This is a genomic window from Streptomyces sp. NPDC001508, assembly GCF_040298665.1.
In the GTDB taxonomy this organism is placed as follows: domain Bacteria; phylum Actinomycetota; class Actinomycetes; order Streptomycetales; family Streptomycetaceae; genus Streptomyces.
The window spans coordinates 1-19,767 of the sequence record NZ_JBEPAP010000009.1; the positions used below are offsets into that span (position 1 = coordinate 1).

The 19,767-nt window shown below is 73.6% G+C and carries 15 protein-coding genes; 6 read left to right on the forward strand and 9 right to left on the reverse strand.

Annotated features, from left to right (window positions below; all coding sequences use genetic code 11):
- The 4 genes from ABT245_RS11170 to ABT245_RS11185 all read right to left on the reverse strand — a co-directional run.
- A partial coding sequence (locus ABT245_RS11170; RefSeq protein WP_351731678.1) for a hypothetical protein occupies positions 1 to 1,317 on the reverse strand: 1,317 nt, incomplete at its 3' end.
- Between the two features lie 102 nt (positions 1,318 to 1,419).
- Complete coding sequence (locus ABT245_RS11175) at positions 1,420 to 1,998, reverse strand: TetR/AcrR family transcriptional regulator (protein WP_351731681.1); 579 nt, start codon at positions 1,996 to 1,998, stop codon at positions 1,420 to 1,422.
- Positions 1,999 to 2,689: 691 nt separating this feature from the next.
- Positions 2,690 to 3,934, reverse strand: coding sequence for an MFS transporter (locus tag ABT245_RS11180; RefSeq protein ID WP_351731684.1), 1,245 nt, complete (start codon positions 3,932 to 3,934; stop codon positions 2,690 to 2,692).
- A gap of 161 nt (positions 3,935 to 4,095) precedes the next feature.
- Positions 4,096 to 5,115 (reverse strand): MerR family transcriptional regulator, encoded by a 1,020-nt coding sequence (locus tag ABT245_RS11185; protein ID WP_351731687.1) that lies wholly within the window; start codon positions 5,113 to 5,115, stop codon positions 4,096 to 4,098.
- 100 nt (positions 5,116 to 5,215) lie between these two features.
- Here ABT245_RS11185 and ABT245_RS11190 point away from each other — a divergent pair, with 100 nt between their 5' ends.
- Entirely contained in the window at positions 5,216 to 6,736 is a 1,521-nt protein-coding gene (locus ABT245_RS11190) for an alpha/beta fold hydrolase (RefSeq protein ID WP_351731689.1), read from the forward strand.
- An 80-nt stretch (positions 6,737 to 6,816) separates the two neighbouring features.
- Here ABT245_RS11190 and ABT245_RS11195 read toward each other — a convergent pair whose 3' ends face one another.
- Positions 6,817 to 7,788 (reverse strand): alpha/beta hydrolase, encoded by a 972-nt coding sequence (locus tag ABT245_RS11195; RefSeq protein ID WP_351731692.1) that lies wholly within the window; start codon positions 7,786 to 7,788, stop codon positions 6,817 to 6,819.
- A gap of 782 nt (positions 7,789 to 8,570) precedes the next feature.
- Here ABT245_RS11195 and ABT245_RS11200 point away from each other — a divergent pair.
- The 4 genes from ABT245_RS11200 to ABT245_RS11215 all read left to right on the forward strand — a co-directional run bounded on the left by ABT245_RS11200 (position 8,571) and on the right by ABT245_RS11215 (position 13,161).
- Entirely contained in the window at positions 8,571 to 9,104 is a 534-nt protein-coding gene (locus tag ABT245_RS11200) for an outer membrane protein assembly factor BamB family protein (RefSeq protein ID WP_351731694.1), read from the forward strand.
- Positions 9,101 to 9,589, forward strand: a complete 489-nt coding sequence (locus ABT245_RS11205) for an outer membrane protein assembly factor BamB family protein (protein WP_351731696.1) — start codon at positions 9,101 to 9,103, stop codon at positions 9,587 to 9,589. Before ABT245_RS11200 ends, ABT245_RS11205 begins: the two co-directional genes overlap by 4 nt.
- Positions 9,590 to 9,632: 43 nt before the next feature.
- Positions 9,633 to 11,867 (forward strand): WD40 repeat domain-containing protein, encoded by a 2,235-nt coding sequence (locus ABT245_RS11210; RefSeq protein WP_351731698.1) that lies wholly within the window; start codon positions 9,633 to 9,635, stop codon positions 11,865 to 11,867.
- Positions 11,868 to 12,582: 715 nt separating this feature from the next.
- Entirely contained in the window at positions 12,583 to 13,161 is a 579-nt protein-coding gene (locus ABT245_RS11215; RefSeq protein WP_351731700.1) for a type 1 glutamine amidotransferase domain-containing protein, read from the forward strand.
- A gap of 57 nt (positions 13,162 to 13,218) precedes the next feature.
- Here the strand turns inward: ABT245_RS11215 and ABT245_RS11220 are convergent, their stop codons facing one another.
- The 3 genes from ABT245_RS11220 to ABT245_RS11230 all read right to left on the reverse strand — a co-directional run bounded on the left by ABT245_RS11220 (position 13,219) and on the right by ABT245_RS11230 (position 17,728).
- Positions 13,219 to 14,295 (reverse strand): WxL protein peptidoglycan domain-containing protein, encoded by a 1,077-nt coding sequence (locus tag ABT245_RS11220; RefSeq protein WP_351731703.1) that lies wholly within the window; start codon positions 14,293 to 14,295, stop codon positions 13,219 to 13,221.
- Between the two features lie 84 nt (positions 14,296 to 14,379).
- Complete coding sequence (locus ABT245_RS11225; protein ID WP_351731704.1) at positions 14,380 to 16,362, reverse strand: purple acid phosphatase family protein; 1,983 nt, start codon at positions 16,360 to 16,362, stop codon at positions 14,380 to 14,382.
- A gap of 157 nt (positions 16,363 to 16,519) precedes the next feature.
- Complete coding sequence (locus ABT245_RS11230; RefSeq protein ID WP_351731707.1) at positions 16,520 to 17,728, reverse strand: HupE/UreJ family protein; 1,209 nt, start codon at positions 17,726 to 17,728, stop codon at positions 16,520 to 16,522.
- Between the two features lie 173 nt (positions 17,729 to 17,901).
- Here ABT245_RS11230 and ABT245_RS11235 point away from each other — a divergent pair, with 173 nt between their 5' ends.
- Complete coding sequence (locus ABT245_RS11235) at positions 17,902 to 18,570, forward strand: type 1 periplasmic-binding domain-containing protein (RefSeq protein ID WP_351731709.1); 669 nt, start codon at positions 17,902 to 17,904, stop codon at positions 18,568 to 18,570.
- An 89-nt stretch (positions 18,571 to 18,659) separates the two neighbouring features.
- Here the strand turns inward: ABT245_RS11235 and ABT245_RS11240 are convergent, their stop codons facing one another.
- Entirely contained in the window at positions 18,660 to 19,439 is a 780-nt protein-coding gene (locus ABT245_RS11240) for a DeoR/GlpR family DNA-binding transcription regulator (protein ID WP_351731711.1), read from the reverse strand.
- Positions 19,440 to 19,767: the final 328 nt, after the last annotated feature.

The window sequence follows — 19,767 nt, forward strand, 5'->3', positions numbered from 1 at the left end:
CTGCGGCGTCCGGCGCACTACCTCTGGGCCCGCCGGGTGCTCGCCGCGGTCCCCGACGCCGCCCTGGCCGCGCGCTTCGATGAACAGGCCGCCGGGCCCGGCGGGGGCGCCGTCGTGGCCGGGGGAGCGCAGGACGACGTGGTCGGGGTAGAGCCTGCCGAGCAGGGCGAGCACGACGAGGTCGGCCTGGCCGGTGGCGTCCACGGTGATGCCGCCCGCCTCGGCCGACACCAGTCCGGGCGCCCGCAGCACGGCCCATGGATCGGGGGTGCCGATGCCGTCGGCGGCCGGGGTGTCCGCGGCGCTGCGGCGACGGGCGAAGCGGTGGCCGCGCAGGGCCTGGCCGAGGTCGACGCGGGCGGTGGCGCCGTCGTGGGTCACCTCGATGCGGGCGGTACGGGTCCCGTCGACGGCCTGGCCGGTGACGACACGGGCGGTGAGGGGCCCCGGTGCCGCGGTCGCGGGCGGTAGTTGTCCGGCCGGGGTGCGCGGCGCGGTGTAGTAGTCCTGTGGTTCGGCGACGTATGTGGCGCCGCCCGCGGCGGCGGGGTCGCGGCGCCAGGTCAGCAGGTAGGCCGGGGCAGTGCGGGGCGGTCCGTCCACGACGGCGGGCAGAACGGTGCCGCCGTCGGCGTCGAACCCGTAGCCGCTGGCGCCCGAGACGCCGGTGACGACGTGGCGGGCGAAGTCCACGATGCTGGAGTGCCTGATCCGGCGGACCAGGAGTTCGGTGAGGAAGCGGTCGCGGGCCTGCTCGGTGTGCCGCAGCCCGGTCGCGGTGACCAGCAGCGGCGTCTCCCGCCAGTTGGCGAAGGGCAGCAGGGCGTCGCGCAGCAGGACGATCTGGTGCAGCCACTCGTTGTAGAGCTGCATCGCGACCGAGTCGCCGGCGCTGCCCAGCAGCAGCCCGGCCGCGGGGCGGGTGAGCAGATGGCCGTAGCAGTGGCTGCGCACGACCAGCGGGCCCGCGGGCGGCGGCGTGCGATCGCTGCGCAGCCGGTCCAGGGCGGCTGCCGTCCAGGACGCCAGCTCGCGGCCGATGGACTCGGCCTGCGCGCCCAGTTCACGGGCCGCGCGGGCGCTGTCGGGGCCGATGGCCAGTGGCAGGGAGGTCTCCCGGGTGCCGAGGCCTAGGGTCGCGTGGATCTGTGCGCCGAGCACGTCGAAGTCGGGGCTCCGGAGGGCGTCGATGGTGCCTTGCAGCAGAGGTTCGGCGCCGGTGAAGAACGCGCGGGCGGTCATGCTGCTCGCCGCCGGGAAGGTGTTCCAGCGGCTGCCGCCGAGCGCGGGTGTGGCGGGGGTCGGTGAAGGGGGCATGACGTCCTCGTATTTTCTGGATCGTACGATACGGATTGCGGGCATGAAGGGATGGTGGAAGTCGAGAAGTCGACCGCGGGGTCGACCGTGGGCGGGGAAACGTCAGTCGAGGACCGCCAGTGCGACCTCCACGAGGGGTTCGAGGGCGCGGGCGTCCGGAGTGATCTTCGAGGAGACCAGCAGGCCGTTGAGGAAGGTGACGAGGTAGGCCGCGAGGGTGTACGGGTCGTGCCGCGGCGCGAGTTCGCCCCGCTCGGCCGCCGCGCGCAGCGCGGCGGTGAGTGCTTCCTGGCTCGCGCTCAGTACGTCGCGTACGAGGCGGCCGGTCGCCGGGTCGCCCGGCAGGCGTTCACAGGCGGCGTTGACCAGCAGACAGCCCCGGCCGCCGTGGTCGACGGCGATCCGGATCCGCTCGACCAGCATCGTGCGGATCGCCGACCGGGTGTCGGCCCCCTCGTCGAGGCTGCGCAGGGCCGCCGCCGCGAGTGTGGCCCGGTAGTGCTCGAGTGCGGCCCGGTACAGGCCGTCCTTGTCGCCGAAGGCGGCGTACAGCGACCCCTGTCCGATGCCGAGGTGGGCCGTCAGGTCGCGCACCGAGGTCGCCTCGTAGCCGCGCGTCCAGAACAGCTCCATCGCGCGGCTTACCGCCGCCTCGGTGTCGAACTCCCGGGTCCGTGCCATGCGCTCACCGTAACCTATCTGGATCGACCGCTCAAGAAACGGAGCGGCCATAGGCCGTGGACGTGACGCTCGGCGCACCGCCGCCGGGCGCGCGTGGGGGAGTCACACGGGCCGGACGGCCGACCGATCGCCACGAGGCGAGGAGGACGATGCCGGCCACGGTGATTCGTCAGCGACGCCCCAGGCGCCCTGGCCGGTGTGAGGACGCCGGCCGACGAGGTCCGCACCGCGAAGCCCGACCTCAAGTCCGCCCCGGCCGGCGTTCCGCATGGGGTCGCCGTGGCCACCCGGAAAGCGGTGACTGCGGCGACCGCTGCGACCGCCGCGGCGTCCGCGCCCCGACCCGAGCCGCCCGCGTGCGTGGCCGACGCGCCCGGGTGGCGCGCGTCGCCGCAGCGGTGGCGGCCGGCCCGCCACCGGTCGGCCGCCACCGGCCGGCCCGTCGTCGGCGTGGGCGCGCCGTCGGCTCCCGCCGGTCTCAAGGTGACCTCCACCGACGCGACGGCCGTCCGGCCGAACCGGACCGGCTCCGACACGGCGGCCGGCGCCGGACCGACACCGCCAACGACGCCCGCACCGTGAATGACGCCGGCACCGTCGATGACGTCCACACCGTCAACGACGTCCGCACTGTCAACGACGCCCACACCGTCAACGACGTCCGCACCGTCAGCGACGGCTGTCGGCCGCTTCAGGCGGTCTGGGGCGATCCGTCGGCGCCGGCGCGGCGCTCGGTGAGCCAGTACAGCAGCGCCAGCAGCGGCAGGGCCGCGCCGAAGGCGCTGACCGCGCCCCAGCCGGCGGCGCGGTAGGCGAAGGAGCCGAGCTGGGAGCCGAGGGCGCCGCCGAGGAAGAACACGGCGATGAAGGCCGAGTTGAGGCGGGCCCGGGCCTGTGCGTCGAGCTGGTAGACGGTGTGCTGGCCGAGGATCAGGCTCGTCTGCACGGCCATGTCGACGAGGACGGCGGCCAGGGCGACGAACACGATGCTGTGCTGCCCGAACCCGGCGACGGCGAAGGCCACCGCCGCGACGGCGAACGCGCCGCCCGTCATGGGCCGCACGAGCCCGCGGTCCGCCCAGTGCCCGGCGAGCGGCGCGATGGCCGCGCCGGCCGCCCCGACCAGCGCGAAGATGCCGACGCCGACGGCGGAGTAGTGGAAGTGCGGTCCGGTCAGGAGGTAGGAGACGGTGGTCCAGAAGGCGCTGAAGGCACCGAACATCGCCGCCTGGTACAGGCCGCGGCGCCGCAGCACCGGGTGGCTGCGCAGCAAGGCGGCGGTGGAGCGCAGCACATGGTGGTACGGCACGGAGATGGTGGGCGCCTGCTGCGGCAGCGCCACCCACAGGGCCACCGCCAGCACCGCCATCAGGCCCGCGGAGCCGAGATAGACGACGCGCCAGCCGGCCACGTCGGAGACCAGGCTGCTCAGCGTCCGGGACAGCAGGATGCCGGTGAGCAGGCCGCTCATCACCCGGCCCACGATCCGGCCGCGCGCGTGGTCCGGGGCGAGGCTCGCGGCGAACGGAACCAGTATCTGGGCGACGACGGATGTCGCGCCGCTGACCAGGGAGGCGGCCAGCAGCATGGGGAACCCGGTCGAGAGGCCCGCCGCCAGCAGGGCGACGGTGGTCACCGCGAGCAGCACGGTGACCAGGCCGCGCTTCTCCAGCCGGTCGCCGAGCGGGACCAGGAAGAGCATGCCGATGACGTAGCCGATCTGGGTGAGCGTGATCAGCAGGCCGGCGGTGGCCTCGCTCACCTGGAACACATCGCGCAGCTCCGCGAGCAGCGGCTGGGCGTAGTACAGGTTGGCGACGGTCATGCCGGTGGCGACGGCCAGCAGGGCGACCAGCCAGCCCGGGACGCCGACGGAGCCGGGGGCGGTGGCAGCGGAGGCGCGGTGCTGCTCGGTCAGATCCGGTGAGTGGGACACGATGCCTTCTTCGCGGGGACGGGCCGGGGGTGGCAGGGGCGGATGGTCTGGCAGCGTCGTCGGTGCCTCGCGTTCAGCAGCGTTCGGCGGCCCGCATTGCTTCCCCGTCCGCGGTGATGAATCCCGATGGCGGCCATCTCGTCGAGAGATGGCCGCCGGCGTCACGGCCGCTGTCGGGGTGCCGGTGGGCGACCGCCGGACGGAGGCGACGGCTGCGGACCCGGGTCCGTGCCGCCGCTCTGCGCTGCCAGCGCCGCGAGCAGCCAGTCGTGCGCGGACCCGGGCGTCGGCGCCGGCTGCCGGCCCGGCGGGGTCAGTACCACGGCCGTCAGCTCCCAGTACCGGTCGATCCGGGGATCGGCGGCGAGCTGCCCGGCCAGCAGACGGCGGAACGCGGGGGTGTCCCGGGTGCCGTACGCGCTCGTGTAGGCGGCCACGAAACCGTCCAGCGCCTCGCCGGGGTGCGGCGGCCGGCCCCGGCGCAGCTGCGCGCCCGCCAGCTCGTACGCCTCGGCCAGACCCGCGTACAGCACGGCAGAACCCTCGGCCCCCGCGGCCCGGTGCGCCGCGGGCTGGGTCGGTCCGGCGCCGGTGCAGGGGCCGCTCGTCAGGGCGTGCAGCCGGGCGAAGGCCAGTGTCTGTTCCGGGGTGGGGTCGTCGGGCGGGGGCGGGACCGCCACGTCCAGGAACGCGGCCACCGCCGGGGCCGGCATCCGGGCCGGCAGCCAGGCGCGCCAGAACCGGGCCATGGCGGCGGTGCTCGGCGGCACGGCCAGTGCACCGATCAGCCGCAGCCGCTCGGCCCGCAGACCGGGCGGCGACTCCTGTACGAGCCGCAGCGCCGCCTCCCGCCAGCGCAGGGCGGCCAGTTGGGAGCCGAGGGCACGCAGCCGCTCCGCGACGGCGCCTTCGAGCGCGCTGCCCCCGCCGTGGTCCCCATGGTCCTGGTCAGGTTCCTGATCGAGGATGCGGCGGACCTGGGGGAGCGGCAGGTCGAGGGCGCGCAGGGCACGGATCAGCCGCAGCCGGTCCAGCGCGTTCGGGCCGTAGCGGCGGTGGCCGCCGACGCTGCGGGAGGTCTCCGGCAGCAGGCCGCGGTCGGAGTAGAAACGGACGGTCTTGACGGTGACGCCCGCCTGTTCGGCGAGTTCCCCGATGCTCCACAGGTCGTCGTACGACATGGGCGGTTGAATCTCCCTCCGGGGGAGTTCCTACCGTACCGGCGAGCGCGGGCCGGGCGACGGGGCCGGCCCGCGACGACCGCGTGCTGAGGAGAGAGTCATGACCGTGTTCATCATGGTGCCGGGCGTGTTCACCGGCGCACATGTGTGGGAGGAGACGGCCGCGCGGCTGGCCGCGGCGGGCGCCGAGGCGCATGCGGTCGCCCTCACCGGGCCGGGCGCGGCCGGCGACAAAGCGGGGCGCCGGGTCGATCTGGAGACACATGTCGCGGACGTGGTCGCCGCGATCGACGCGGTGGACCGGTCGGCGGACGGCGGGATCGTGCTGGTCGGCCACGCCTACGGCATCCATCCGGCGCTGGGCGCCGCCGACCGGCGAGCGGAGCGCATCGCCCGGATCGTGTGCGTGGACGGGGCGCTGCCACCGGACGGCGCGCCGGCCCTGGCCGCCGTACCCGACCGGGAACTGCGGGCGCGGCTTGCCGCACGCGCCGCGACGGCGGGCGCCGACGACGTGCTGGAGCCACCGTCCGGTGACGGGTGGCAGCGCTGGGGCAGCACCGCGGGAATCCCCGACGCGGCGCTCGACCGGCTCACGGCCCGCGCCGTGCCGCAGCCGCTGCACACCCTGCTCCAGCCGCTGCGGCTGACCGGCGCCGCGGCCTTTGTGCCCACCACCGGCGTGCTGTGCACCCACAACGGCGGCGGCATCGAACTGGTCCAGAAAATGGTGGACTTCGGCGATCCCGCGCTGGCGGCCCTGGCCGACGAGCGAGTGACCTTCTTCGAACTGGCCACCGGACACTGGCCGATGCTGTCCTGCCCCGCCGAACTGGCCGAGGTACTGCTGCGGGCCGCGGCCGGCGAGGGGCACCGCCTGGAGCCGGCCGGCACCGCACAACCGCCCGCGCACCTGCGGCCGTTCCTCCTGGAGGTGCCCGAACGCCCGCGTGAGCGCCGGGAGAACGTCGACCTCCATCTGCCCGACGCCCCCGGCCCGCGGCCGGCCGTGGTGTTCGTGCACGGCGGCCCGCTGCCCGCGGGGGTCCGTCCGACGCCGCGGGACTGGCCGAGCTTCATCGGCTACGCCCGGTACGCGGCCGGGCAGGGCGTGGTGGGCGCTACCGTCGACCACCGGCTGCACGATGTGACCGACTACGCGCGCGCCGCCGCGGACGTGGCCGCCGCGGTGGAGCGGGTACGGGCCGATCCGCGGGTGGCCGCGGACCGGGTCGCGCTGTGGTTCTTCTCCGGCGGCGGACTGCTCCTGGCGGACTGGCTGCGCACGCCCCCGGGGTGGCTGCGCTGCGTGGCGGCCAGCTATCCGATCCTGGCGCCGCTGCCCGACTGGGGGCTGTCCGGCGGCCGGTTCCGCCCGGTCGACGCGGTGCCGGACGCGGGTGCCCTGCCCCTCGTCCTCATCCGGGCGGGCCGGGAGATGCCGGAGATCGCCGCGACCGTCGAGGAGTTCCTGACCGCGGCCGGACGGTGCGGCGCGGACGTCGAGGTGGTCGACGTGCCGCACGGCCGGCACGGCTTCGAGACCCTTGACCCGATCGAGGAGGCGCGTGCGGCCGTACGGCGCGCGATGCGCTCGGTGCTCACCCGGCTGACGGCCTGAGCCGCCCGCCCCGGTGGCCGCGAAGGCCGGGTGCCGCCACGCCCTCGGCGACACCCGGTCACTCCGCCCGGCGCGTGCGGTCAGCTGCCGTGCAGGGCCCGGTGCAGGGCCTGTACGGCCAGGTGGCGGGCGACGCGCGTGGCATGGGTGTCGCGCAGACTGTCCAGCATCATGAAGTCGTGGACCATGCCGGCCACGCGAACCGAGGTGACGTCCACACCCGCCTCGCGCAGCCGGTTGGCGTACTGCTCGCCCTCGTCCCGCAGGACGTCCGCCTCGTCGGTGATGACCAGCGTGGTGGGCAGGCCCCTGAGCTGGTCGAGGTCCGCCCGCAGGGGCGCGGCATACGGCTCGGTCCGCTGGGCGGGTTTGGAGTAGTGGTCCCAGAACCAGATCATGGCGTCGCGGGTGAGGTAGTAGCCCTCGGCGAACTGCCGGTAGGACGGCGTGTCGAAGTCGGCGTCGGTGACGGGGTACAGCAGGACCTGCGCCTTGAGGTCGAGGCCGCCGCGTTCCTTGTTCATCAGCGCGAACACGGTCGACATGCAGCCGCCGACCGAGTCGCCGGCCACGGCCACCCGGGCCGGGTCGAGGCCGTGCTCGGCTCCGTGCTCGGCGAGCCACCGGCCGACCGCGTAGTTCTGCTCGACCTGGGTCGGGTACTTCGCCTCGGGGGCGCGGTCGTACACCGGGAAGACACCCGCGGCCTCCGCACCGACGGTGAGTTCGCGAAAGAGCCGGTCATGTGTCTGGTCGTCGCCGAACACCCAGCCGGCGCCGTGGATGTAGAAGACCACGGGCAGCGTACCGGTGGCCTTGCCGGGCCGGATGATCCTGGTGCGTACCCGTCCCCATTTCCCGGCGTCGACGGTCACCCACTCCTCGTCGACCTCCGGCCGCCGGACACCCTCGCCGCTCTGCAGCCCGCTGAGGATGTCGCGGCCCTGCTCCGGCGGCACCTCGTAGATGCGGGGGTGTGCGGCGGTGGCCTCGGCCAACTCCCTGGCGGCGGGTTCGAGGTACGGCGTGATGGGCGGGGGGATGTCGGACATGATGCCTCCGGTTGGGGCCGCTCCCGGCTGGTACGTGTGCGTGCCGTCGGTCCATGTGCGTGCCGCTGCTACGTCTGCCTGCCACAGATACATGTGTTGTGCCGCTGGTCCATGTGCGTGCCGCGCCCGTCGCCCCGAGCGCGCTGGCTCCACTCAAGGCGCACCCGCCGCACCCGGCAACCGGGCGCCGCATCCGCCCGCGGCCCGCCTTGGGCACATGTCCGCCATCCGGGTGGTCGAGCGGGCGACCCGAGGAGCCGGCGGGCGTCCAGGTGAGAGGGCCGGCGGGCCCGGTCGGCCGCCGCTGTCCGGTGCGGGGCCGAAGCCCGGCCGCACCGCGAGGGCCGCCACGACAGCGCGTCCGACGACGTCGCGCGCGTCACCGGCGTACCCGCCGAGACCGTCGAGGCGTCCGCGGCCCTCCGAAGGGACCCCTACCCGGGTGTGAGCCCCGCCGGCCGGGACACACGGCCGTAGTACCGCGCCGGATGACCGGCCGACGGTCCGGGGCCGGAACACCACAGGTCCCGTCCCCGACATACCGGGGACGGGACCTGGTTCGAGCGCCGGGCAGGCCTTGCACCTGCATCTCCCCGCAGGAAGCGGGACGTCTTTCCTTGGACCACCAACGCACCACGCGCCAACCGGTGTTGACTGCCACGCTCAAGATCCACCTTACCCCACCGCGCACCGACGGGCCACTTGGGCCGGCCGGCCACGGGAACCGGAACCTGAACACGCTTCGTGCTACACAGTGGTTTTCCGAGACGGTGGGGGTGGTCATGGCAGGGCGGGCGGATCTGCGCCGACGGAGCGAGGGCAGGCGGCAGTTGGCCCTCGTCTGCGCGGGCACCGTCCTGGTCGGCTGCGCCGACGGTCACTGCCACGCGCTGGACGCGGCGACGGGCGAGCCCCGCTGGCGCTTCGCCGCCCGAAGCCCGCTCCTGCGCAGTCCGGCCGCCGCCGACGGGCAGGTGTTCGTCGTCGGCGAGGACGGCGTCCTCCACGCGATCGGCGCGGACGACGGCCAGGAACGCTGGCAGCGGCAGGTCGGGCACTCGGCCGCGCCGGTGGTCGACGGCGGCCTGCTGTACCTCGTCCACCACCCGGCCCATCTGCTGCGCGACGCGAGCAGGCTGCGCGCGCTGGACGCGGCGACGGGCGAGCCCCGCTGGGAGCGTCCGCTGCCCGACGGCTCGGGGTCCGGCCCGGCGGTGGCCGACGGCCGGGTCCATGTGCACGGCGCGACAGGCGCGTTGAGCGCGTTCGACGCGGTGAGCGGCTGTGGCACCGGGCCAGCGACGACACCCAGTTGACGTGCTGCACCCCGAGCGTCGTCGACGGCACGCTCTACGTCGGCACCGGACGGGCCGAACTCCACGCCTACGACGCGGCCACCGGCGAACACCGCTGGGGCAGCCAGGCGGCAGGCGTGATCGACGGCACCCCGTCCGTTTTCGGCGGCCTGGTCCTCGTGGGCGACAGCCGCGGCGGCGCCTATGCCTGCCGGGCCGACTCCGGCGCCCCGGTGTGGCGGCTGCCCAGTGCGTACGGCGCCTCGTCCGTCGCGATCAGCGGTGCCTCGGCCTGGCTCGTCACCACCAAGGCGGGGCGCAAGCTGCTCAAGGTCGCGCGGGCCGACGGCGCGGTCCGGTGGCGGCACACGCTGGACGGCTCCGGGACACCTCCGGTGCTCGCCGAGGGCATCGTCTACGTCGGCACCGACAAGGGCACCGTGCTGGCCCTGGACGCCGATACCGGCCGCGGCCCTCGCCGCGGACACCGGCGGCTGCCGGCCTGACGGCCAGCCAGAATCCCATCACGAGAAACCAAGGGAGTGACCAGTGGCGGCGGACGAACCAGCGTGGGCTGACCCGGCGTTCTGGGCCGGTGCGGCACCGGACGAGGTGCTGCGCGCACTGCCCACGGCCGCCGCGAACGCACACGAGCGGCGGACCGCGGCGGTCTACCGCTCCGTGATGCACCTGCTGCGGCACGCGGACCCCGGTGAACGCGCCCTGCTGCTGGCTCTGGAGGCGGCCCGCTTCGACCGTCCGGACCTGGCCGCCGCCTTCGCCGCTCTCCCCGCGTCCGCGGACGCGGCGAACCGGCCGGCGCGGCAGCGGCCGGCAGCGTGGCGGGTGGCCTGGGCCACCGGCCGGCAGACGGACGAACGGCTGCTCGTCGTGCTGGACCGCGACGGACTCCGACCGGTCCTCGGCGCACTGGACGGACGTGTCGTGGTCGTGGACACCGACAGCTACGGCGGCGTCCGCGCACGGGACGTGCTCAGCGGCGAGCGCGTGGCCGGGTTCGCGGCCGGTCACGGCGTCCGGGTGGTGGCGGTGCTCGACGCGGCCGGCACCCCGCTCGTCCTCACCGGTCATGAGCGGCACGGCCCGGACGGCCTGCCCGACGCCGGACGGTACGGCGACACCGTGCGGGCCTGGCATCTGCGCACCGGCGAGCGGGTCGGTGCCCCCCTGGTCGTCGACCGGGGCCGGATCGCCACGGCGGCGAGCGCCGAGGCTGACGGCCGCACCGTCGTGGTGACCGGTGGCTGGGACGGCCTGGTGCGCTCCTGGGACCTGGCCGCAGGCCGGGAACTCGCCGAGGCGGCGGGCGGCCACAGCGGCTGGGTGGCCTGCGTGGCGACCGCCGTGGTGCGGGGCCGCCCACTCGCTGTGACCGCAGGACAGGACGACCGTGACGTACTGGTCCGCGACCTGCTCACCGCCCGCCCCGTGGGCGCTCCGCTCGCCGGCCACACGGCCCCGGTCACGGCGGTGGCCACGGTGACCGAAAATGACGGCCGGGTGCTGGCGGTCACCGCGAGCCAGGACGCCACCGCCCGGGTGTGGGACCTGACCACCGGCCGACCGGTCGGCGGGCCCCTCGCCGGGCACGACGGGCGGGTCGACGCGGTGACGGCGGCCCGGTGGGCCGGCCGGACGCTGGTGGTCACCGGCGGCCGGGACCGCACGGTCCGGGCGTGGGATCCGGTCACCGGACGGCAGCAGGCCGACGCGTTCACCGGCCACCATCAGCCGGTGGAGCAGGTGGCCCTGGCATCGGACGCAGGCCGGCCGGTCCTTGTGGCAGGGGCCTTCGACGGCCTGGTCCGCGGCTGGGAGCCGACCGCCCGGCGCCGGGACGGGGAGGCGCCGGCCGACCATGACGGGACGGTGACGGCACTGGCCCCGGCCTGCCTCGACGGACGCCGGCTGGCCGTCGCCGGCCTGCTCGACGGGACCGTACACGTCTGGGAGGCGGCCGACGGGCCGCGGACCGCGCGCACCCTGACCCGTCACCGTGGCGCGGTCCATGCCGTGACCACCGCGGTCGTGGCCGACCGCACCCTCGTCCTCTCGGTGGGCGAGGACGAGGTGATACGGATCAGCGATCTCGCGACGGGAGGGGAGACCATGGCGCCCCTCGACTGCCCCGAGGCGTGGCCCTGGGCGCTCGCCACGGCCGCGGTCGCGGACGGGGTGCGCGTCCTCATGGGCGGCCGGGACGGGACCGTACGGATGTGGGACCTGGCATCCGGGGAAGTCGACGGCCCGCCGTTCACGACGGGCGGGCGACAGGTGCAGGCGATCACGAGCGCCCTGGTGGACGGGCGTACGGTCCTGGTCACCGGGCACGCCGACCACACCGTCCGCCGCTGGGACCTGACGGACCGCAGCCCGCTCGGTCCGGCCATGGCCGGCCACCGGCGCGGTGTGGACGGCGCGGTGACGGCCGTGGTCGACGGCCGGCCCGTCGCCGTCACCAGCGCGGGTCACGACCGTTCGCTCCGCGTCTGGGACCTCATGACCGGCCGGCCGTTCGGCGACGCCCTGCGCGGCCACCACCGCCGTGTCACGGCCCTCGCGGTCACCTCCCGCGCCGGCCGCGCCCTGGCCGTCAGCGGCGGCGAGGGTTCCGTACGCGTCTGGGATCTTGCCGCGCTGTGCGAGGCGGTCCCGCCCATGCCCGTCCCCTACAGGCTCCGCACCCTCGCCGCCTACCCGGGCGGCGACCTCCTGCTCGGTTTCGGCGACGACCTCACCCTCCTCACCCCGCTCCCTGAATGAACAAGCCCCGACGGCGCACGCCACCACCCCCGGTACGTCCGTGATCACGCGCTGGTGCACCCCACCTGGGGGCGAGGGGAACGGCGCGCCCAGCCACGACGCACCCGCACAAACCCCCGCACCGAGTCCCGATGGCGCATGGCCCCACCGTCCCCGGTACGTCCGTGATCACGCGCTGGTGCAGCCAACTTGGGGGGGGCGGGGAACGGCGCGCCCAGCCACGACGCACCCGCACAAACCCCCGCACTGAACCCCGATGGCGCATGGCCCCACCGTCCCCGGTACGTCCGTGATCACGCGCTGGTGCAGCCAACTTGGGGGGGGGCGGGGAACGGCGCGCCCAGCCACAACGCCCGCACAAACCCCCGCACTGAACCCCGATGGCGCATGGCCCCACCGTCCCCGGTACGTCCGTGATCACGCGCCGGTGCACCCCACCCAGGGGCGCGGGGAACGGCGCGCCCAGCCCCGACACACCCGCACTCACCCACTCACCGCACCCCAGCGGCGCACACTCCACCCACCGCACCCCAATGGCGCGCACTCCACCCACCGCACCCCAACGGCGCACCCCCCACCCACCGCCCCCCATGTTTTCGCCGCACGCCGTGCATGTTTCTCGCGCCAGGGGATACCCCGCACACCGTGTGGCACACACGGCGCCGCACGCCCCGCCGATGCCCCGCAGGGCACCGCGTTCTGCAAGGAGCCGAACATGACCGACGAACTCCGCGGCCACAAGGTCGCCTTCCTCGCCACCGACGGGGTCGAGCGCGTCGAACTGGAACAGCCGCGCGGCGCCCTGCACGGCGTCGGGGCCGACACCGAACTGCTCTCCCTCCACGACGGCGAGATCAGCGCACGCCAGACGGACATCGACGCCGCGGGCACGTTCACGGTCGACCGGAAGGTCGCCGACGCCTCCGTAGGCGACTACGATGCGCTGGTCCTCCCGGGCGGCACCATGAACCCCGATCAGCTGCGCATGGACCCGGACGCCGTGGCCTTCGTCAAGGCGTTCATGGAGAGCGGCAAACCGGTCGCCACGATCTGCCACGGCCCCTGGACGCTCGCCGAGGCGGATGTGCTGCGCGGCCGGCGCGTCACCTCCTGGCCCAGCATCCGCACCGACCTGCGCAACGCGGGCGCCGATGTCCTCGACGAGGAGGTCGTGGTCGACGGGCAGCTGATCTCCAGCCGTAGCCCCAGGGACCTGCCCGCGTTCTGCAACACGGTCATCGACGAATTCGCCAAGGCCATGCGGCCGGCCTGGGACCCGACCGTGGAACGCTGACGCCGCTCACGCCGTCGTGGCCGCACCCGGCGTGCCGGTTCAGGGGGTTCAGGGAGGTCAGGGGGCCGAGGTCTGCTGCCCGCGCAGCGCCTGCTCGACGGCGTCCCGCACCCGGGCGTCCTCGCGCCGCTTGCGCCGGGCGCGGGAGCGGCGCGCGAGCAGCAGCCAGGCGGCGACGGCCGCGGCGAGCACGACGACGATCAGCAGCAGCGTCCACGGCACGGCCCAGCCGCCCGCGTCGGCCTCGACCTGTTTGAGCGGGGTGGTGGAGCCCGACGCGTCGGTGAGCAGGGGCGTGAGGGTGACGGTCGCGGTCAGCCGGAACGCGGGCGTCACCCCGTGTACGGGCACCCTCACCTTCCAGCTCTCGCCCGGCAGCAGCTCGGGCGGCGCGGCGACGGCGTCGGCGTAGGCGCGCAGCCGGCCGAACGGCCCGGACAGCGAGGCCGTCTGGCGGGCCGAGAGAATCGCGTTCCCGGTGTTGTGGATCGTGTAGCTGACCGTGGCGTCGCCCTTGCCGAACGGGTCGAGGGTGCCGTCGTAGCGCACCTTGAGGTCCTCGATCTCCAGGCGTGGCTGGAGTTCGCCGCTGACCCGCAGCTTGACCCGGATCCCGAGGCGGCGGTCCACGTTGATGCCCGCGGCGTCGTCGGACTGCTTCAGGGAGGTGAGGATGCCGCCCACGTAGTCGCCGGGTGTGGCGTTGTCCGGGACGGACACGGTGAAGGGGACGCGGACGGTTCTGCCCGGCCGGACCACAACGCTGGTGCGGCCGGCGTGCACCCAGGCGCCGACGCCGACGGACTTCTGGTCCCTGGTGAGCAGGTCCAGCCGGCCCGCGTCGGTGGTGAAGCCGTCGGCGGCGTAGACGGCCAGGGTGAGCGGGTCCTTGCCGCGGTTGGCGACGACCATGGCGTCCTCGATCCGGCCGCCCGGGTTGACGCCGTAGCCGAAGCTGGACCGGTCGGAGCCGTAACTGTTCGGAGCCGTGCGGACCGTCCAGGTGACGTCACCGCCGGCGGCCTGGGCGGGGGCGGTGAGCGGCCCGGCGATCGTGAGGGCCGCGAGCAGAGCCAGGACGGCGGTACGGAGGGCGGCGACGGTGGTCTTCCGGCGCGGGGTGGGCGCGTGCATCTGGGGTCCTCGGGCGGTCTGGGCAGGCGGGGGGTGGGGGCGGGCACCGGGCGGCACCCGCCCCCACGGATGGAACGGGTACGGTCAGCTGCTCAGCGCAGTGATCGTGAGGGTGGCGCGGTAGGTGCCCTTGTTGACGCTGCCCGGGATCTTCAGGTCCAGGTCGGCGCCCAGCTTGGCCTTGCCCTTGGCGTGGCCCTGCTCGGCCCAGGCCAGACCGCGTGAGACGGACAGACCCTGGCCGTGGTCGTCGTAGCCGGAGGCCACCGGTCCGCTGGCCTTGGCGCCGGCGCCGTCCTGGAGGATGTTCGGCGTCCAGCCGAGGTAGGCACCGGAGAACGACTTGTCGCCGTCCTTGAAGTCGCTGACGTTGGCCGAGATCGACCACGGGGCGAGCGAGCGGCGGCTGTCCGACACCAGGATCGGGTTGATCCGGCCGTCTGCCTTGAAGTAGTCGCCGTCGTGGTCCTTCGCGGTGCCGAGGTCCACCAGGCCGTTGTAGCCGTCGATGGTCCAGCCGAACTCACCGGGAGGAGCGTCGGGCACGTCGACCTGGAGGTCCTGGCCGTTGCCGTGGTGGGGGTGCACGGTGACCTTGTCGACGACCGAGCCCACCGGCTGGCCCTCGGGGGTGTTGGTGCAGGAGACCTTCCCCAGCTCCACCGCCGCGTTGGGCGTCTGGCAGGTGCCGCTGCGCAGGTTCTCGACGACGAGCTTGTCCTTGCGCACCCCGACCTTGACGTAGCTGCGGACGTGCTCCTGGTTCTGCACCGAGTTGTACCAGTAGCTGTCCGGGTTGAGCGGGTCGGCGCCGTTGCCGGCACCGCTTGTGCCGCTGCTGTCCGGCTTGGTGATGTCGTAGTACTTCGAGCCGGACGCCGAGTTCGACGTCACGTACAGGACCCCGCCGGGACCGGGGTACACATCGGCCGCACCGGGCTGCTCGTCCGGATTCGCCTTCTGACCGTTCTTGATCAGGTAGCTACGGGAGTAGCTGTGGTCGTGGCCCTGCAGCACCAGGTCGACGCCGAGCTTGGAGAACGTCGTCGGGAAGTCCGTCCGGCGCACCTTGTTGTCGCTGTCCTTGGCGTGCGAGGCCGGCGAGTAGATCGCGTGGTGGTAGACGAGCACCTTCCACTTGGCCTCGGAGCCGTGCTTGTCGATGACGTCGGTGACGTAGTTGATGTGCGCCGCGTCACCGCCGCCGCCCTGCGAGGTGGCGTAGCTGTTGCTGTTCAGGTCGATGAACAGCGTGTCCTTGTAGATGAACCAGTAGTCGCCGCCGGACGTGTTGGACGCCGGGTTCCCGTTGGAGTAGTACGGGGCCGAGCGGTCGGTGTTCGGCGTGTACAGGTGCTGCTCGTAGGCCTTGCCGCCGACATCGTGGTTGCCGATGGTGGCCGCCCACGGGTACTGGCGCAGCTTGTCGGGCGCGAGGAAGGCGTTCCACTGGGACTCGGTGTTGGCGCTCTCCACCTGGTCGCCGCCCGAGACGAGCAGTTCGGCGTCGGGGTTGGCGCCGAGCGAGACGTCCAGGGTGTCCTGCCAGCCGGCCTGGTCCTTGGCGGTGTCGCCGGACGAGCCGATCTGCGGGTCGCCGTAGAACAGGAAGTCGTAGTCGCCCTCGAAGTCCTGCGTCGTGAACGCGTACGTCGCCGACCAGTTGCCCTCGCTGCCGACCCGGTAGGAGTACGCCGTGTGCTCCTTGAGACCGGTGAGGGTGGCGTGGCGGTTGTAGCCGCCGCTGGTGGCGATGTTCGCGCCGCCGATGGCGTCGAAGACGGCGGCGCCGGCCGGGAACTCGCCGTTCACGAGCTGCGTGGTGGGGACGAGTTGCACCTTCTGCGCGGTGTCGTCGGAGGAGTACCAGGTCACGGTGCGCTGCGACTCGTTGGCGCCCACACCGAGGATGATCCCGCTGAGCGTGGTGCCGTCGGCGGCACTGGCGGGAGACGCCAGACCGTTGCCGAGGGCGACGGCCACACCCAGGAATGCCGCTGCGGTCCCGGTGGCCACGCGGCGCCGCGCAGGCCCGCGGGCCTGCGCGGAGGGTCTCAATCTCTTCACTGTCGTTCCTTTGGTGCACGGAGTGCATGAATGGACGCCAAGAACGTCTCTCCGCTCGGTAAACCGGTCATAAATGAGATCTTGGGAGCCGCTGAACTTCCCGAAGACTGGCGGCTCTTGCCCCGGGTCCGTTCCCATCCGCCGGACACCCGCCGTCTCAGACGCCCGCCACCCGCTGTACGAACCACACCAGGCCCATCGCGGCCACCCCCGCGGAGATCGCACCGGTCAGCCGGAGCCCGGCCACCGGAGCCCGCCCGCGCACCAGCGCCAGCAGCGGGAACACCACGGCGATGATCGCCAACTGGACCGCTTCGATACCGACGTTGAACACCAGCAGGGACCACAGCAGGGTCCATGACCAGGCCTCGTGGATGCCGAGCGCGCCCGCGAAACCGAGACCGTGCACGAGACCGAAGCAGAACACGACGGCGAGCCGGACCCAGCCGGCGCGGTCAAGGCCCAGACGTCCGCCCGCCATGGACTCCACCTCGGCGGCGCGGCCCCCGCGCCGCCACATCCGCCACAGATACCAGCCGGCCACCACCGCGATGGACAGCGCGATGACGGGCTCCACGATCCGCCCCGGCACATCGACCGCCCCGAGCGCGGCGAGCAGGAACGTCACCGAGTGCGCCAGGGTGAAACTCGTGGCCGCCAGCACGATCTCGCGCAGCCGCCGCGACCCGGCGATCAGCGCCAGCAGGAACAGGATGTGATCGATGCCGCCGAGCAGGTGTTCCGCGCCGAGGCGGAAGAACTCCCAGAACCGTTCGTACCAGGACTGGCCCAGTGAGAAGGACGGGTGCGCGGCGTCGAGGGCGGCGCTGCCCGAACGGCCCCCGAGGTCGTACGTGATGATCGTCTTGGTGTCGCGCACATAACCCTCGCCGTCGGGGAACAGCCCGCTGCGCATCACGGGGTCGCCGCCGTCGGCGGGGCAGGCCCAGTCGAGCGTCATCCGGGCGTAGGGCACCCCTTCCTGCCGGGCCGGCGTGAACTCGCCCTGCCGGGAGGGGGTGCAGGCCCGGCCGTCCGCGCCGACCGAGAAACGTCGGGTGACATAGCCGACCACCGACCGGGCGTGTGCGTCGAGCGCCGCGGCCTGCCCCTCGGCGTCGCCGGCCTCGAACGCGGCGGTCCCCGTCCGGAAGAGGGGATCGTCCCCCTCGGTGTCGGCGGCGGAGACGACGAGGAGGTCGTACTCCAGTTCCAGTGTCGTCCGGATGCGGCCCTGGTCCGCGGCGGTGACCTGGACGTACACGGTGGAGGTGAACCCGTGGGCGAGCGCGGGCGATACGCTGCCCAGCAGGGCGGTCACCGCCGCGATGACCCCGATGACGGCGCGGCGGACGTGTCGTGACATGTGTCTCCTTCAGGTTGCCCGTGCACGCTCCATGTCGTCGGTGAACTCGCCCTGCCCCCGCGGCGAATCATGGAAGAACAACCTTTCGGCAAGCCCTTTTCGGCCAGGACCGGCGGGCGTCGGCATATGAGGATGTGCAGGCACCAGCAGTGACCACCTGGAGGACGATCGCCTTGCGCACCCCGTTCAGAGCCGCCGCCGCCCTGGCCGCGGCCGTCGCCCTGGCCACCGGATGCGGCTCCGGCGACGACTGGTCGCGTCCGCACCCGAGCCCGACCGCCGTCGGCACACTCGGCGCCGGGTTCACCGATCCGTCCGCGCCGCCCGCCCCCGAGGCGACCATCACCCCGCGGCCCGGTTCCTGGAACGGCGTCCATCCGCCGAAGGGCTACCGCGTGGTCCTGCTGACCGCCGGGGAGGACCGCCCCACCAGGAACCTGGTGGCGGCGGTCCGAAGCTGGGCCGAGGACGAGCACGTCGACCTGCGCACGGTGGCCGTCGAGCACCCGGCCGACCTGCTGCCGAGCATCACCAGGTCGCTGGAGATGGGTCCGGACCTCGTGGTCACCGCCGGAAACGAACTGATCGACCCGCTCGCCACCGTCACCCCCAACCACCTCGCGCAGCAGTTCCTCGTCGTGGGCGCCGAACTGGCCGAGCCCACCCACAACGTCACCGCGGTCGACTGGTCCGGCGCGTCCTTCCGCGGCGAGGGCCTCGGCATGTCCTCGACGTACGACGCGGACTCCTTCACGGCCGCGCGCTGTGCCGCCGCGATCAGGGCGGGCGTGGCGGCCGTGCTGAACGGGGTCACGGGGATCGTGGTCTGGCTCGACGTGTGAGTGTCGCGGTGGCTTTCGTGGGTGTTCTGCGCGCTTTTCGGGGCGCTGATGTGGGCGCGGGGTGTCCACGCCCCATCGGGGCGCTTCGGTCAGGGGGCGGGGGCTCGTTTCGCCACGATGACGTTGGTGTCGGCCCCGCTCAGGGCGGTGCGTAGTTCGGCCGGGCAGGGTTCGTCCGTGATGAGGGTGTCGAAGTCGCCGAGTCCGCACACGCGGTGCGCGGCGGTGCGGCCGAACTTGCTCGCGTCGGCCAGCACATAGCGCTGCGAGGCACCCGCGAGCATGGCCCGCTTGGTGGCGACCTCGTCCAGATGGAAGTCGGTGAGCCCGTAGGGGGCGAGGCCACCGGAGCCCAGGAAGGCGACGTCCACGCGCAGATCGCCGAAGAACTCCACGGCCTGGGCATTGGAGCAGGCCAGGTCACCGGGGCGCAGCCGGCCGCCGCTGACCAGGACCTCGACCCGGGGGCGGGTGCTGACCTCCGCGGCCACCAGCAGGGAGGGGGTGGCGATGACCCCGGTGTGGTCGGCGGGCAGGGCGCGGGCCACTTCCAGCGCGGTGGTGCCGACATCGATCACGACGATCTGATTCGGCTCGATGAGCGCCGCCGCCGCCCGGCCTATGGCCTCCTTCTCCGCGGCCAGGGTCCCGCTGCGCTCGCTGAAGGACGCCTCCTCGCCGACGGGCGCCCGGGGGCTGGTCGCGCCGCCGTGCACCCGGGCGAGTTCGCCGCGCCGCTCCAGCAGCGCGAGGTCCCTGCGGACCGTTTCGTGGGAGACGCCCAGCAGCGTGGTCAGGTCGTCGGTGGTGACGAACTTGAGCCGGGCGATCTCGGCGACGATTCTGCGGTGGCGCTCGGCGGCGAGCACGACCCACCTCCTTGGAGCGATGACCGTTTCTGTGGACCTGTGACTGCATTCTAGGGGCCGTCATCAGTCCCCGCTTGCGCACCCGGGAGATTCCTTCCACGTCATCCCGGTAACGCGGATTCCAACCCTTGACGTCGAGCGGGCAAAGGTCCACACTTCCAGTACCTCGCGGTCAATAACCCACAGGAACGGTCAGCATCGGGCGATGCGACGCCGGCGGTGGGGGGTCGACCGCCACGGCCGCGGTCGCGCGCACCATCGCGGCCCGCCGCACCCACAGCAGACAGGCCCCAGCCGACCCCGTACAAGGGGCCCGCCCGCAGACCGA